1 protein-coding gene and 1 pseudogene are annotated in these 17,368 nt (G+C 74.1%); both read left to right on the top strand.

The annotated features are described in order from the left end of the window. Positions 1–25: 25 nt before the first annotated feature. Positions 26–10,474: pseudogene (locus tag ACFRCG_RS19100) on the top strand (SDR family NAD(P)-dependent oxidoreductase); the annotation flags it as partial. After that, positions 10,360–17,244 carry an SDR family NAD(P)-dependent oxidoreductase gene (locus tag ACFRCG_RS19095; RefSeq protein WP_380032917.1) on the top strand — a complete coding sequence of 2,295 codons (6,885 nt, stop codon included), beginning with the start codon at positions 10,360–10,362 and terminating at the stop codon, positions 17,242–17,244. The pseudogene ACFRCG_RS19100 and the gene ACFRCG_RS19095, both read left to right, overlap by 115 nt. The last annotated feature ends 124 nt before the right edge of the window (positions 17,245–17,368 follow it).

Here is a 17,368-nt window from a genome sequence, read left to right as displayed (position 1 = left end):
GACTGCCGTGGCCACTGAGGAAACCCTTCGCGAATACCTGAAGTGGGCCACGAGCGAACTGCACGACGCACAGCAGCGGATCGCCGCCTTCGAGGCCGCCGCCGCCACCACCGAACCCGTGGCGATCGTCGGCATGGCCTGCCGCCTCCCCGGCGGCATCGCCTCCCCGCACGACCTGTGGGACCTGCTCGAACGCGGCGAGGACACCATCGGCCCGCTGCCCCGGGATCGCGGCTGGGACGTGGACCGGCTGTACCACCCCGACCCGGAGCACCCCGGCACCACCTACGCCGCGGCCGGCGGCTTCATCCGCGATGTCGCGGACTTCGACGCCGACTTCTTCGGCATCTCACCGCGCGAGGCGCTGGCGATGGACCCGCAGCAACGCCTGCTCCTGGAGACCTCCTGGGAGGCCTTCGAACACGCCGGCATCCCCCCGGCCGGTCTGCGCGGCAGCCGGGCGGGCGTATTCATCGGTACGAACAGCGTGGACTACGCCTGGACGAGCGGTCGGGTACCCGACGAACACCTGGGACACCTGACCACCGGTACGGCCGCCGCCGTGCTCGCCGGCCGACTGTCCTACCTGTACGGCCTCGAAGGCCCCGCCGTGACCGTGGACACCGCGTGCTCCTCGTCGTTGGTGGCCCTGCACCTGGCCGTACAGGCGCTGCGCAACGACGAATGTTCGCTGGCCCTGGTCGGCGGCGTGACGGTGTTGTCGTCCCCGATCCAGTTCCTCGGCTTCGGCGCCCAGCGCGGGCTGGCCGCGGACGGCCGCTGCAAGGCGTTCGCGGATGCCGCCGACGGTATGGGCCTCGCCGACGGCGCGGGCGTACTCCTGGTCGAGCGGCTGACCGACGCACGGCGCGCCGGCCACCGGGTGCTCGCGGTGGTCCGGGAGAGCGCGGTCAACCAGGACGGCACGGGCAACGGTCTCACCGCCCCCAACGGCCCCTCACAGCAGCGGGTCATCCGGCTCGCGTTGGCGAACGCCGGTCTGTCGGCGGGCGATGTCGACGCGGTCGAGGCGCACGGCACCGGTACCAGGCTCGGTGACCCGATCGAGGCGCAGGCGTTGATCGCCACCTACGGTCAGGGCCGCCCGGCCGATCGCCCGCTGTGGCTGGGCTCGGTGAAGTCGAACATCGGCCACACCGGCGCGGCGGCGGGCGTCGCGGGCCTGATCAAGACCGTGCTGGCGATCCGGGCCGGAATTCTCCCCAAAACCCTGCACGCCGAAGAGCGCTCGACCCGGATCGACTGGTCGGCGGGCGCGGTGGAACTGCTGACCGCCGCGCGGGCGTGGCCCGAGGTCGATCGCCCGCGCCGGGCCGCGGTCTCGTCGTTCGGGATCAGCGGGACGAACGCGCACGTGATCGTCGAGCAGGCGGCGGACCCGGAGCCGGAGGCGGGTCGGCCGCGCCCCGCCGCGTCGGGGGCGCTGCCGTTCGTGGTGTCGGGCACGTCGGAGGCCGCCTTGCGGGCGCAGGCGGGCCGACTCGCCGATTTCGTGGCCGCGCACCCCGAGTCGGACCCTGCGGCGGTCGCATCGGCGCTGGTCGCCACCCGGTCGGCGTTCGAGCACCGGGCCGTCGTATCCGCCTCGGGCCACGGGGAGTTGACGGCACGTCTGGCGGCGCTGGCTGCCGGGGGGCCGGCGATGGATGTGGTGTCCGGAGTCGTGCGGTCCTCGGGTCGGACGGTGTTTGTGTTTCCGGGGCAGGGGTCGCAGTGGGTGGGGATGGGTGCGGAGTTGCTGGATGGTTTTCCGGTGTTTGCCGGGCGGGTTGCGGAGTGTGAGGCGGCGCTTGCGCCGTTTGTGGATTGGTCGTTGGTGTCGGTTTTGCGGTCGGGGTCGGGGGTGTGGTTGGGGCGGGTGGATGTGGTGCAGCCGGTGTTGTGGGCGGTGATGGTTTCGCTTGCGGAGTTGTGGCGGTCGTTCGGTGTGGTGCCGGGTGCGGTGGTGGGTCATTCGCAGGGGGAGATCGCGGCGGCGTGTGTGGCGGGGGCGTTGTCGTTGGCGGATGGTGCGCGGGTGGTGGCGTTGCGGAGTCGGGCGCTTGGGGTGTTGGCGGGTTCCGGGGCGATGGTGTCGGTGTCGGCGTCGTATGGCGATGTGGTCGGGTTGTTGGGGCGGTTCGGGGGGCGGTTGTCGGTTGCGGCGGTGAACGGGCCGGTGTCGGTGACGGTGTCCGGTGATCCGGGTGCGGTGGACGAGTTGGTTGGTGTGTGTGGGGCGCGGGGTGTGTGGGTGCGTCGGGTGCCGGTGGATTATGCGTCGCATTCGGTGGGGGTGGAGTCGGTTCGGGAGCGGTTGTTGGGTGGGTTGGCGGGTGTGGTGCCGGTGGTGCCGTCGGTGCCGTTGTATTCGACGGTGACCGCGGAACGGTCGGGTGCGATGTTGCTCGATGCGGAGTATTGGTATGCGAATCTGCGGCGTACGGTGCGTTTCGAGGAGACGGTGCGGCTTTTGCTGGCTCGGGGGTTCGACGGGTTCGTCGAGGTGAGTGCCCATCCGGTGTTGACCGCGGCCGTCGAGGGCACGGTCGAGGCCGCGGGTGCCGAGGCGGTGGTGTTGGGGACGTTGCGGCGTGGTGAGGGTGGCCCGAAGCGTTTCACCACGGCACTCGCCGAGGCACACGTCAACGGCATCACCGTCGACTGGACACCTCTCACGGGCGAACACACCAGCAGCGACCTCGAATTGCCGACCTACGCCTTCCGCCGTCGACGCTACTGGCTGCGCGACGTCGCGACCGGCGGCGGCGACGATGCCGCCGGGTTCGGGCTCACCGGCGAGGGCCACCCCCTCCTCGGCGCCTCGGTGTCCCTGGCGGACGGGCAGGGATTCCTGCTCACCGGGCGGCTGTCGCTGTCCTCGCACGCCTGGCTCGCGGACCACGCGGTTGCCGGGACGGTGCTGCTACCCGGTACGGCCTTCGTCGAACTGGCCGTGCGCGCCGGGGATCGTGTGGGCTGCGGCCTGCTTGCCGAACTGACCCTGGAAACACCGCTGGTGCTGCCCGAGCAGGGCGGCGTACGGATCCAGGTCGTGGTCGCGGCACCGGCGGCCGACGGTGGCCGGGCGGTCTCCGTGTTCTCGCGCCTCGACGACGACGCCGACCGGGAGTGGACCAGGCACGCCGGCGGCATCCTCCTGCCCGACACCGCCGCGCCGACCGACGCCGGCACCGCGCCCCCCGCGTGGCCGCCTGTCGGTGCGCGGCCGATCGAGCTGGAGCGTTTCTATCCGGACCTGGCCGAGGCCGGCTACACCTACGGCCCGTCCTTCCGGGGGCTGCGCGCGGCCTGGCACGTCGGCGAGCACGTGTACGCCGAAGTGGCCCTCCCCGCCGAACAACGCGAGCATGCCAACCGCTTCGGGATCCACCCGGCGCTTCTGGACGCCGCGGTACAGGTGGCGGCGTTGACCGAAATCGGCGACGCCCGCACCGCGATCCGCCTGCCGTTCGTGTGGAGCGGCGTACGCCTGTCGGCCTCCGGTGCGTCGTCGCTGCGGGTGCGACTGTCCGTGGGAGACGGCGATCTCGTGAGCATCGAGGCCACCGACGGTAGCGGCGGACCGGTCTTCTCCGCGCGAAGCCTCACCCTCCGGCCGATCACCGCCGACCGACTCGCCCACGCCGCCGACGAGACGGCCGACAGTCTTTTTCACCTGGACTGGATCCCGACCGCGGTGGTCGAACAACCGGGCGCGGACGAGATCACCCTGCTCGACTGCGCTCCGTCGGCTTTCGGCGACGGGCTCGCGGACACCATGGCGGCGGCGACAGTCGAGGTGTTGGGGCGCATTCAGGGATGGCTCGCGGCCGCGGAGCGGTCGCGGTCGCGGCTGGTCCTGGTGACCCACGGCGCGGTGGCGGCGGGACCGGCCGATGTGGTCACGGACCTCGTACACGCGCCGGTGTGGGGCCTGGTCAGGTCCGCGCAGACCGAACACCCGGGCCGATTCGTGCTGGTGGACACGGACGACAGCCCGGCGTCGGCGGCGCTCCTGGACGCCGCCGTGCGCAGCGGCGAGTCACAACTCGCGCTGCGCCATGGCGACATGCTCGTGCCGCGGCTGGCCCGGGCCGGCACCGCCGACGCGCTGATCCCGCCGTCGGGCGCCTGGCGGTTGCACACGTCCGGGACCGGCACCTTGGAGGACCTGGCGCCGGTGCCCGCGCCGGAGGCATTGGAGCAGCTGCGATCAGGGCAGGTGCGCATCGCGGTGCGGGCGGCGGGGCTCAACTTCCGCGATGTGCTGATCGCGTTGGGCGTGTATCCGGATGCCGCGACAATGGGCGGCGAAGGCGCGGGCGTGGTGACCGAGGTGGGTCCCGGCGTTTCCGAATTCGCGGTCGGGGATCAGGTGTTGGGGCTGTTCCCGGCCTTCGGGCAGACCGCGGTAGCCGACGTGCGGACCCTCGTACAGGTGCCCGACGAATGGTCCTGGGAGCGGGCGGCGTCGGTGCCGGTGGTGTTCCTGACGGCGTATCACGGGCTGTCCGCGCTCGGTCGGCTGCGGGCGGGTGAGTCGGTGCTGATCCATGCGGGGACCGGTGGGGTGGGGATGGCGGCGGTGCAGGTCGCCCGGCATCTGGGTGCCGAGGTGTTCGCGACGGCGAGTCGTGGCAAGTGGGATGTGCTGCGGTCGTTGGGTTTGGACGACGCGCATATCGGTGATTCGCGGACGCTCGATTTCGCGACGCGTTTCCGGGCCGCGACGAACGGTCGGGGTGTGGACGTGGTGTTGAACTCGCTGGCGGGCGAGTTCGTGGACGCCTCGCTGGGACTGCTCCGCGACGGTGGCAGGTTCGTGGAGATGGGCAAGACCGATGTCCGGGACGAGGCCGCGGTTCGCGCGGCCCGCCCCGGGATCGCGTCGTATCGGGCCTTCGATCTGGTCGAGGCGGCGGGCGCGGACGGGATCGCGGAGTTGTTCGCGGTGCTGATGCCCCTGTTCCGGTCCGGCGTCTTGGCACCGGTCCCGGTACGGTGTTTCGACGTGCGGTGGGCGTCGGAGGCGTTTCGGTTCATGGCGCAGGCGCGGCATACGGGCAAGTTGGTGTTTCGGATGCCGGTGCCGCTCGATCCGGACGGGACGGTGTTGATCACCGGCGGTACGGGCACGCTGGGCGCTCTGGTGGCCCGGCACCTTGTCGCCGAACACGGTGTGCGCGGTCTGGTGTTGCTCAGCCGCCGGGGCATGGCCGCCCCGGGTGCGGCGGAGCTGGTGTCCGAACTCGCCGGTCTCGGGGCGCGGGTGGTCGTCGAGGAGTGCGACGCGGCCGACCGCGAAGCCCTCGCCGAAGTGCTCGCGCGCATCCCCGAATCCGCGCCGCTCACCGGGGTCCTGCACGCCACCGGGGTGCTGGCCGACGGTCTGGTCGAGTCCATGACGCCGGAGGATCTGGAATCGGTGTTGCGGGCCAAGGTCGACGGCGCGATCAACCTGCACGAGCTGACCGCCGGCCACGACCTCGCCGCCTTCGTGCTCTTCTCCTCGATCGCCGGCGTCCTGGGCGGCCCGGCGCAGGCCAACTACGCCGCCGCCAACACCTTCGTGGACGCACTGGCCGCGCACCGGCAGGCCGCCGGCGCGCCGGGCACGTCGTTGGCCTGGGGGCTGTGGGCGAAGACCAGTGGCATGACCGGGCGACTGGGCCGCGACGACCTGAACCGGATGGCGCGCGGCGGCACCCTGCCCATGTCCGACACACTCGGACTCCGGCTCTTCGACGCCGCCCGATCCGGGCCGCGCACGCTCGTCGTGCCGATGCGCGTGGACCCGGCGGCGCTGCGCACGTTGGCCGGGACGGGCACGCTGCCGGTGATGTTCGGCGGCCTGGTACGCGGTCCGGCCCGGCGGGTCGCGGCGACCGACGGGGACGTGGACGGGTCGACGTGGCAGCGGCGCACCGCCGCGCTCGGGCCCGCCGAGCGTTCGCGCGTGTTGCTGGAACTGGTCCGTACGCACGCCGCCGCCGTGCTCGGCCACGGCGACGAGAGGGCGGTCCCCGCCGACCGCGCCTTCAAGGCGCTCGGTTTCGATTCGCTGACCGCGGTCGAACTGCGCAACCGGCTCGCCGCCGGCACCGGGCTGCGGCTGCCCGCCACGCTGATCTTCGACCACCCGACCCCGGCCGCGTTGGCCGGCCGGCTCGACGCCGAACTGTTCGGAACGGAACCGGAATCGGTCGAGGAGCCGCCGGTCGCCGCCGCCCACGAGCCGATCGCGATCGTCGGCATGGCCTGCCGATTCCCCGGGGACGTGCGCTCCGCCGACGACCTGTGGCGGCTGATCGCGGCGGGCGCGGACACGATCTCCGAGTTCCCGACGAATCGCGGCTGGGACCTCGCCGGACTGTTCCACCCGGACCCCGACCATCCGGGCACCAGTTACACCCGATCCGGTGGATTCCTGTACGACGCCGACCGGTTCGACGCCGACCTGTTCGGGATCAGTCACCGCGAGGCACTGGCGATGGATCCGCAGCAGCGGCTGCTCCTGGAGACGTCCTGGGAGGCCCTCGAACACGCCGGCATCGCGCCGGACGCCCTCGGCGGCAGTCGGATCGGCGTGTACACCGGACTCGCGGCGCAGGGGTACGCGGGCCGGCTCGCCCGCGCCCCGCACGAGTTGGAGGGCTACCTGGGCACCGGGAACACGCCGAGCGTGGGCTCCGGCCGGGTCGCGTACACCTTCGGGTTCGAGGGGCCCGCGGTCACCGTCGACACGGCCTGTTCGTCCTCGCTCGTCGCGCTGCACCTGGCGGTCCAGGCGCTGCGCGGCGGGGAGTGCACGATGGCCCTGGCGGGTGGGGTGACCGTGATGTCGGAGCCGGGGTTGTTCGTCGAGTTCAGCCGGCAACGCGGTCTCGCGGCGGATGGCCGCTGCAAGGCGTTCGCGGCGTCCGCCGACGGGTTCGGGCCGGCCGAGGGGGTCGGTGTCCTGGTGGTCGAGCGCCTGTCGGACGCCGTCCGCGACGGGCACCGCGTACTCGCCGTCGTTCGCGGATCCGCGGTGAACCAGGACGGTGCGAGCAACGGGCTGACCGCGCCCAACGGGCCGGCACAGCAGCGGGTGATCCGGCAGGCCCTGGCCAACGCGGGGCTGGCGACGCGGGACATCGACGCGGTCGAGGCGCATGGGACGGGCACCACCCTCGGCGACCCGATCGAGGCGCAAGCGCTGATCGCGACCTATGGTCGGGATCGGCCGGCGCACCTGCCGGTGCACGTCGGCTCGGTGAAATCCAACATCGGGCACACGCAGGCCGCGGCGGGCGTCGCGGGCGTGATCAAGATGGTGCTGGCGATGCGCGCGGGCGTCCTGCCCGCGACGCTGCACGTCGACGAGCCGACCCCGCACGTCGACTGGTCGGCCGGCACGGTGGAGTTGTCGACGGCGCCACGCCCCTGGCCCGACCTCGGCCGGCCGCGTCGGGCGGCCGTCTCGGCGTTCGGGGTCAGCGGTACGAACGCGCACGTGATCCTCGAACAACCACCCGCCGAGCCCACGCGGGAGCGGGCACCTCGCCCGGCCGACGGCCTCGGAACGGCCCCGCTCCGTCTGCCCGTCGTACTGTCCGCCCACTCCGCCGAGGCGCTGCGCGCGCAGGCCGCGCGGTTGGCCGAACACATCGAGTCGCCGACACCGGAGCGATCCGCCGATGGCCCTGTGTCTCACGAACCCGGGCACGATTACCGCGAGTTGCTCGACCTCGCCTACTCATCCGTCGTTTCGCGGGCCGGGCTCGAACACCGGGCCGTGGTCACCGCGGCCGACCGGAAGGGGTTGGCGACCGCCCTTGCGGGGTTGACGGCCGGGGGCTCTGGGGTCGACGCGGTGCTCGGTGTCGCCCAGGCTGGGCATCGTCCGGTGTTCGTCTTTCCCGGACAGGGTTCCCAGTGGGTCGGGATGGCCGGCGGGCTGCTCGACGCGTCACCCGAGTTCGCCGCGTGGATCCGGGCGTGCGAGGAGGCGCTCGCGCCGTTCGTCGACTGGTCGTTGACCACCATCCTGGGTTCGGATTCGGACGGGTGGCTGGAGCGGGTCGACGTGGTGCAGCCGGTGTTGTGGGCGGTGATGGTCTCGCTGGCCCGGTTGTGGCGGGCCTACGGCGTGCACCCCGCCGCCGTGGTGGGCCACTCCCAGGGCGAGATCGCCGCCGCCTGCGTCGCGGGCGCCCTCTCGCTGGAGGACGGCGCCCGGATCGTCGCGCTGCGCGGCCGGGCGCTGCTCGACCTGTCCGGCAAGGGCGGGATGGCCTCGGTGGCGCTGTCCGCCGACGAAGCGGGCGAACTGACCGCGCCGTTCGGCGACCGCGTCGCGCTCGCGGCGGTCAACGCCCCGCATTCGGTGACCCTTTCCGGCGACCCGACGGCGCTGACCGAGGTGCTGGCGCGGTGCGAGGAGCGCGACGTCTGGGCGCGGCGCGTCCCGGTCGACTACGCCTCGCACTCCCCGCAGGTCGAGTCGATCCGGGAAACACTGCTCACCGCCCTCGCCGACCTCGAACCCCGCGCCGCGGACGTGCCGTTCCACTCCGCCGTCACCGGCGCGGTGGTCGAGGGCACCACCCTGGACGCCGAATACTGGTACACCAACCTGCGCCGGACCGTACGCTTCGAGGAGACCGTCCGGGCCCTGCTCGACCAGGGCCACGACACCTTCGTCGAGGTCAGCGCGCACCCGGTGCTGACTACCGCCATCCTGGAGACGGTCGAGGCGGCCGGCTCGCGGGCCGCGGTCCTGGACACCCTGCGGCGCGGCGAGGGCGGCCACGACCGCTTCACCCGCGCCCTCTCCCGGGCGTACGTGCACGGCGTGGACGTCGATTGGCGGGTCGCCTTCGCCGACACCGAGCCGAGGGTGACGGACCTGCCCACCTACGCGTTCCAGCGGGAGCGGTACTGGCTACGGGACGACTCGGGCACCGCGACCGACGCGCGGGGACTGGGCCTGACCCCGACCGGACACCCCGTACTCGGCGCGGCGATCGACCTGCCCGGCGCGGCCGGGATCGTCTTCACCGGACGCGTCGGCCGGCACACCCATCCGTGGGCGGCCGAGTCGCCGTTCCCGGGCACGGTGGTGCTGGCCGGCGCCGCCCTCGTCGAACTCGCCCTGCACGCGGGCCGATCGACCGGGCTCGGCACGGTGGAGGAGTTGACCCTGACGGCGCCGCTACCGCTGCCCGAGCGCGACGGGGTCCATCTGCGGGTGGTGGTCGGCGCCGGCCGCCCCGACGGCCGCCGGACGGTGGCCGTGCACTCCCGGCCGGACGACCCGGCGGCGGCAGGAGCCTGGACCCGGCACGCCGAGGGCCTGCTCGCTCCCGTGGCCGAGGCGGCGGAGGACGCGGCCGGGCCCGAGGACGATCTGCTCGTGTGGCCGCCGGTCGGTGCGGTACCGGTGACGATCCCGGTGCCCACACCGACCGGTGACGACGGGGTGGATCCGGCCGATCAAGTGCTGCGCGGCGTATGGCAGTCCGGCGCGACCCGATACATGGAGGTCTCCCTCCCCGCCGATCGACGGCAGGACGCCGTCGGCTACGGGCCGCATCCGGTGCTCGTGACGGCCGCGTTGCGAGCGCTCGGCGCGGGCGCGACGGCGGGGGAGAGCGACGCGGCGATCCGCATGCCGTTCGTATGGTCCGGTGTCACGCCGCACGCGACCGGCGCGACCTCGTTGCGGATCCGGCTGGAGCCGACGGGTGACACCTCGGACACCCTGTCGCTGGTCGCGGCGACCACGACCGGCGCGGCGGCCTTCACGGTGCGCTCGCTCGTACTGGGCACCGTCTCGCCGGAGCGCTTCCGGGCCGCGCTCGCCGAGGCGAAATCCGCGGCGGAGGACAGCGATTCGGTCCCACTGCCGCAGCCCGTCGCAGTCCGGACGGTGGACGACGTCGATGCGGGGGACGAGGCGGCGTCGGCCGCGCTGGGTGCGCTGGGCACGACGGAGCGGCGGCGGGCGCTGCGCGACCTGGTGGTGGCCCATATCGCGGCCGTCCTGGGCCAGGTCGAAGCGGGCGTGCCCATGGACAAGCCGCTGCGCGACCTCGGCCTGGACTCGATGGCCGCCGTCGAACTGCGCGGTCGGCTGAGTACCGCCCTCGGCCTGCACCTGCCGGTGACCCTCGTGTTCAGTCACCCCACCGCGGCGGCCCTGGCCGCCCACCTGGACACCACCCTCGGGCCCGAGAGCACGACCGAAGTCGGTCCGGCGCCGATGGCGTTCGGCCGACTGGAGCACGCGCTCTCCCGGCTGCCCGCCGATTCGGCGACGCGGGCGGCGGTCGCCCGGCGCCTGGAAACCCTGCTGTGGACCTGGCGCGACGCGTGCGATGCCGAGGCGGCGGACCACGCCGCCCTGGACGGGGAGGCGCTGGCCGACTCCTCCGCCGAAGACATGTTCGACCTGCTCGACCGGGAACTGGGGCCCGACAGCGCCTGACCCGACGTAAGGGGACTCCCTCCGGCTTCCCTCCGGCCACCTGGCGAAAGTGGGCTCGCGTGTCGACCAACGCATCGAGCGACGCATCGGCGGACGCATCGACCAACCCTTCGACCAAGCCTTCGACCAACCCTTCGACCAACGAGGAAAAGCTCCTCGACTACCTCAAGCGGACCACCGCCGATCTCGGCCGGACCCGCCGCCGGCTGCGCGAGGTCGAGGCGGCGGCACACGAGCCGATCGCCGTGGTCGCCACCGCCTGTCGCTACCCCGGCGGGGTGGACACGCCCGAGGAGTTGTGGCGGCTCGTCGCCGAAGAGGTGGACGCGCTCGGCGACTTCCCGCGCGACCGCGGCTGGGACGTCGACGGGATCTACGACCCGGACCCCGCCCGGGCCGGGCACACGTACACCCGGCGCGGCGGATTCCTGGCCGGCGCGGCCGACTTCGACGCCGAACTGTTCGGCGTCAACCCGCGCGAGGCACTGGCCATGGACCCGCAACAGCGGTTGTTCCTGGAGACCTCCTGGGAGGTGTTCGAGCGCGCCGGCATCGACCCGACCTCGCTCGGCGGCAGTCGGGTCGGGGTGTTCGCGGGCGCCGTCTCCTCCGGCTACGCCGAGCGGATCGTCGACGTGCCGGAAGAGGTCGAGGGATACCTCGGCACCGGCGGCATGGTCAGCGTCGTCTCCGGGCGCGTCGCCTACACCCTCGGCCTCGAGGGCCCGGCCGTCACGGTCGACACCGCGTGCTCGTCCTCGCTCGTGGCCATCCACCTCGCCGTGCACGCGCTGCGTCGCGGCGAGTGCACGATGGCACTGGCCGGCGGGGTGACCGTGCTGTCCACTCCCGGCATCTTCGTCGAGTTCAGCCGGCAGCGCGGCCTCGCCCCCGACGGGCGCTGCAAAGCGTTCGCCGCGGCGGCGGACGGGACCGGCTGGGCCGAGGGCGCGGGAGTGCTGCTGCTCGAACGGCTCGGCGACGCCGTCCGGGCCGGACACCGCGTACTGGCCGTCATCCGGGGCAGCGCCGTGAACCAGGACGGCGCCGGCAACGGCCTGACCGCCCCCAACGACCTCGCCCAGGAACGGGTCATCCGCCAAGCCCTCGACGCCGCACGGCTGAACGCCCACGACGTCGACGCGGTCGAGGCCCACGGCACCGGTACGGTCCTGGGCGACCCGATCGAGGCGCGGGCGCTGCTGGCCACCTACGGCCGCGACCGGCCCGCCGGACGACCGCTGCGCCTCGGCGCGGTCAAGTCGAACATCGGCCACACCGGCGCGGCGGCGGGCGTGGCCGGCGTGATCAAGATGATCGAGGCCATGCGGCACGAACTGCTGCCGCGCACACTGCACGTGGACGAGCCGACCCCGCACGTCGACTGGTCGTCCGGCGGCGTCGAACTCCTCACCCGGGCCCAACCCTGGCCGAGCGACGGCCGTCCGCGCCGGGCCGGCGTCTCCTCTTTCGGGGTGAGCGGCACCAACGCACACGTGATCGTGGAGGAGGCGCCGCCGTCGCCGGCGGAACCGGCGCCGGGCGAACCCGACGTGCCGACCGGCGCCGACGCCCCCGCGTTGCCCTGGGTCCTCGGTGCCCGGGGCGACGAGGCGTTGCGGGAGCAGGCCGCTCGGCTCGCCGCGTATCTGCGGGCGCGGCCGGGGTTCCGGCCCGCCGACGTGGCCTATTCGCTGGCCGTGTCCCGCGCCGCCCTCGACTCCCGTGCCGTCGTCGTGGGCACCGGTCCCGACGACCTGCTCGCCGGGCTCGACGCACTGGCCCGAGGCGAGGACACCACCCGTGTCGTGCGGGGTCGGGTCGGCCAGGACGCCCGCGTGGCCTACCTGTTCACCGGGCAGGGCGGTCAGCGCCCGGGCATGGGCCGGGAACTGTACGCGGCCTGGCCGGTGTTCGCCGACGCCTTCGACGCGGTGGCCCGGGAGCTGGACGCCCGACTGGCCGGACACGTCGAACGGCCGGTGGCCGAGGTCGTGCTGAGCGTCGACGATCCGGGCACGGCGGAACTGCTCGGGCGGACCGTCTACGCGCAGACCGGCCTGTTCGCGCTCCAGGTCGCCCTGTTCCGACTGTACGAATCGTGGGGCGTGCGCCCCGAGTTGTTGCTGGGCCATTCGATCGGCGAGTTGTCCGCCGCCCACCTGGCCGGGGTGTGGTCGCTGCCCGACGCGGCGGCGCTGGTCGCGGCCCGAGCGCTCGCGATGCAGGAACTGCCCTCAGGCGGCGCGATGGTCGCGGTCGCCGCGAGCGAGGAGGAGGTGCGCGCCGCGATCGCCGACACCGTCGCCGCGCACGGCGGCGCCGTCGACGTGGCGGCGGTCAACGGCCCGGCGGCGGTGGTGGTCTCCGGGGACACCGAGCCGGTGCTCGCGCTGGCCCGCCGGTTCGCCGAACAGGGCCGACGGACCCGGCGGTTGCAGACGAGCCACGCGTTCCACAGCGCGCACATGGACGGCCTGTCCGACCGGTTCCGCGAGGTGGCGGCGAGCGTTTCGGCGTCGGCTCCGCGCATCCAGGTCATCTCCAACCGGACCGGCCGCTCCCTCACGGCGGAGGAGGCGGGCAGCGCGGACTACTGGGTCCGGCACGTGCGCGAGACGGTGCGGTTCGCCGACGGCCTCGCCGCGCTCGCCGACGCGGGCGCGAGCGCGCTGATCGAACTGGGCCCCGACGGGGTGTTGACCGCCCTCGCCCGGGACTTCCCAGCCGCCCGCAGATCCGGATCGGCCGCGATCCCGGTCTGCGTGCCGGCCCTGCGCCGGGGTCGACCGGAGGCGGTGACCGCGGTACACGCCCTCGGCGCCCTGCACGCGTCCGGCAGCCGGATCGACGGCGAGCGGTTCTTCGCCGGCACCGGCGCCCGCCGGATCGACCTGCCCACCTACGCGTTCCGCCGCAGGCGCTACTGGCTCGACGTCGACGCGGGCGCGCCGATGCCGGCCGGCCCGGGGTCGATCGCCACCGGCCACCCGCTGCTCGGCGCCGAACTGAGCCTGGCGGCGGGCGACGGACCGGTCCTCACCGGACGGTTGTCCCGCCGCACCCACCCGTGGCTGGCGGACCACGCGGTCGGCGGCAGCGTGCTCTTCCCCGGCACCGCGTTCGTGGAGGTCGCGATCCGGGCCGGTGACCGGGTGGGCTGCCCGCACGTGGCCGAACTCATGGTGGAGGCACCGCTCGTCGTCCCCGAGCACGACGCGGTGTGGATCCAGGTCACGGTCGGAGCGGTCGAGGAGGCCGGTCGCCGCCGGGTGGAGGTGCACTCCCGGCGCGAGGACACGGGCGATCACGGGTCGGGTACGGACGGCGCGTGGACCCGGCACGCGGTCGGCGTACTCACCCCCGAAGCCGTCGCCGAGACCGCGCCCGACGCGGATCCCGTCACCTCGGCGCCGTGGCCGCCGCCCGGAGCCGAACCCGTCGACCTCGGCGACTTCTACGCCGACCTCGCGGCCGGCGGCTTCGGGTACGGCCCGTCCTTCCGCGGCCTGCGCGCGGCCTGGCGGCTCGGCGATCACGTGTACGCCGAGGTCGCCCTGCCCGACGAACACCTCCCCACCGCCGCCGACTTCCTCCTGCACCCGGCGCTCTTCGACGCGGCCCTGCACGCCGGCGGCCTGATCGAGCACGGGCACGATCCCGGGCAGCCTCGACTGGTGTTCTCCTGGAGCGGGGTGAGCGTGCACGCCGTCGGCGCCGGTGCGCTGCGGGTACGCATGTCGGTCACCGGCGCCGACGCGGTCGAACTGGTCGCCGCCGACGGCTCCGGCAACCCCGTGGTCTCGGTCCGCGAACTGGTGACGCGCCCCAGCGGCCCCGCCGAGCCGGCCGGTGGCGAGCTGTACCGGCTCGACTGGGTCCCACTCGCCGTACCCGAGCAGCCGCAGGACACAACGGACGAGGGCTCGTGGGCGGTGCTCGCCCCCGACCCCTTCGGCCTGCGCGACGCGCTGGAGCGGGCCGGGATCGCGGCGCGCGAGCATCCCGAACTCGGCTCGCCCGCCGAGGAGTCCGCCCCGCCGGCGGTGTTCCTGCTCCCGCTCGCCCCGGAGCCCGTGGCGGCACTGCCCGACGCGGCCGACCGGGCCGTCGAGCGCATGCTGCACACCGTCCGGCAGTGGTTGGCCCACCCCGCGTGGGCGGCGACCCGGTTGGTCGTCCTCACACGCGGTGCGGTCGCGGCCCGCCCCGGCGAGGGCGTCACCGACCCGGCCCACGCGGCCGTCCGGGGCCTGCTGGGCTCGGTACAGGCCGAACACCCGGGGCGGTTCCTGCTCGTCGACATCGACCCGGACGCCGACGCGCCGACCACGCTGCCCGACGCCGTACGGGCGGCCTTCGCCGCCGGCGAGTCGCAGACCGCCCTGCGCGCGGGCGCGGCGCTGGTCCCGAGGATCGCCCGGGGCGACGACACCCAACTGCTGCCCGCCGCCCCCGACGGCCCCTGGGTGCTGGACACCACCGGCGCGGGCGACCTGGACCGCCTCGCGCCGCTGCCCTTCCCGGACGCCGCCCGCTCGCTCGCCCCGCACGAGATCCGGCTCGCGGTGCGCGCCGCCGGCCTCAACTTCCGCGACGTGCTGGTCGGTCTGGGCGTGGTACCCGCGCACGTCGGCATGGGCACCGAGGCCGCCGGGATCGTCACCGAGGTCGGCTCGGCCGCCGGCGCCTGGCGACCCGGCGACCGGGTGACGGGCCGGGTGCCCGCCGCACTCGGCCCGGTCGCCGTCGTCGACCACCGGGCGGTCGTACGCATCCCGGCGGGATGGACGTTCGCCCAGGCCGCCGGCATGCCGGTCGCCTTCCAGACCGCCCACCACGCCCTGTTCGACGTCGCCGCCCTCAAGCCGGGCGAATCCGTCCTGATCCACGCGGCGACCGGCGGCGTGGGCATGGCCGCCGTACGACTGGCCCGGCACCTCGGCGCCGAGGTCTACGCCACGGCGAGCCCCGGCAAGTGGGACACCCTGCGCGAACTCGGCCTGGATGACCGGCACATCGCCTCCTCCCGCACGCTCGACTTCGAGCACGCCTTCGCCGGCGCCGGCGACGGCCGCGGCGTCGACGTCGTGCTCAACGCGCTGGCCCGGGAGTACGTGGACGCCTCGCTGCGCCTGCTGGCCCCCGGCGGCCGACTGGTCGAACTCGGCAAGACGGACCGGCGCGACCCCGAAGCCATCGCCGCGCGCTATCCGGGGGTGACCTATCACCCCTTCGTCGACCCCGGCCCCGAGCGCATCGGCCGCATCCTCACCGAGATCGTCGACCTCGTCGAAGGCGGCGCACTGCACCTGCTCCCGGTGCGCACCTGGGACATCCGGGAGGCGGCACACGCGTACCGGTACATGAGCCAGGCCAGGCACATCGGCAAGATCGTGCTGACCGTGCCCGCCGCACCCGACCCCGACGGCACCGTACTGATCACCGGGGGCACCGGCGCCCTCGGCGGCCTGCTGGCCCGGCACCTGGTGACCGCGCACGGTGCCGGACACCTGCTGCTCACCGGTCGGGCCGGCGAGCGGGCCCCGGGCGCCCGGGCACTGCGCGAGGAACTGCACCGGCTGGGCGCCCGGCACGTCGAGATCGTCGCCTGCGACGTCGCCGATCGGGAGCAACTTGCCGGCGTACTGGCCCGGGTGCCCGCCGCGCACCCCCTGACCGCCGTCGTGCACGCCGCCGGCGTGGTCGAGGACGGCGTGGTCACGTCCATGACCGGCGAGGGGCTGCGCCGGGTGTTGCGCCCGAAGATCGCCGGCGCGATGAACCTGCACCGGCTGACCGCCGACGCCGACCTCGCGATGTTCGTGCTGTACTCGTCGGTGGCCGGGGTGTCCGGCGGCGCGGGACAGGGCGCCTACGCGGCGGCCAATACCTTCCTGGACGCACTGGCCCACCACCGCCGGGCGGCCGGGCTGCCCGGCGTCTCGCTGGCCTGGGGGTTGTGGGACCAGGCGAGCGGGATCACCGCCGGCCTCGGTCCGGCCGACCGGGCCCGGGCGGTGCGTTCCGGGATGGTGCCGCTGTCCGCCGCGCAGGGCCTGGCCCTGTTCGACGCCGCCACGAAACTGCCGGATCCGCTGCTGCTGCCGCTGCGCTTGGACGGCGCGGCCCTGGAACGCGGCGCCGGCCCGGTGCCCGCGGTCTTGCGCGGCCTGGTGCGCGGCCCGGGGCGGCGGAGCGTTCGCACCACCGCCCGGGCGGAGCCGGCCGCCGACCTGGGACGGCGCCTGGCCGCTTCGGCCGAGGCGGATCGGCACAGGCTGCTGGTCGACCTGGTCTGCGGCCACGCGGGTACCGTGCTGGGCCTCGGCGGCGCGGACGCGGTGGACCCGCACCGAGGCTTCACCGACATCGGCTTCGACTCGCTGACCGCCGTGGAACTGCGCAACCGCCTCGACGCCGCCACCGACCTGCGGCTGCCCGCCACCCTGGTCTTCGACCACCCGACCCCGGCCGACCTCGCCGACCACCTGTACGCCGAACTCGTCCCCGACACCGACACCTCCGCCGCGGTGCCCGCGCTGCTCGCCGAACTGGACCGCCTGGCCGCCCGGCTCGCCGAGGTGCGGGCCGACGAGGACGACCGCGCCGAGATCGCGGGCCGGATCGACCGGCTGCGCACCGCGTGGCGCGGCCGGGAGGAGTACGCGGCCGGGGCCGGCGCCTCGGCATCCGCCGCCGCGCGGCTCGAAGCGGCGAGCGCGGACGAGGTGCTCGACTTCATCGACCGCGAACTCGGGTCGTCCTGACCGGGGTTCCCCCGGCCGGTACAGCCCCGTCGAGCCGCCGGCACAGCTCGGCTCGGCCCCGTTTCGGCATCGTTCAGCTTCCGTCAGCCCCGTACAGCCCAGGAAGGACCGACACGACCATGCC

Origin of the sequence: Embleya sp. NPDC056575 (assembly GCF_042793325.1) — a bacterium.
GTDB lineage: Bacteria > Actinomycetota > Actinomycetes > Streptomycetales > Streptomycetaceae > Embleya.
This window is presented reverse-complemented; position numbering and strand designations above follow the sequence as displayed.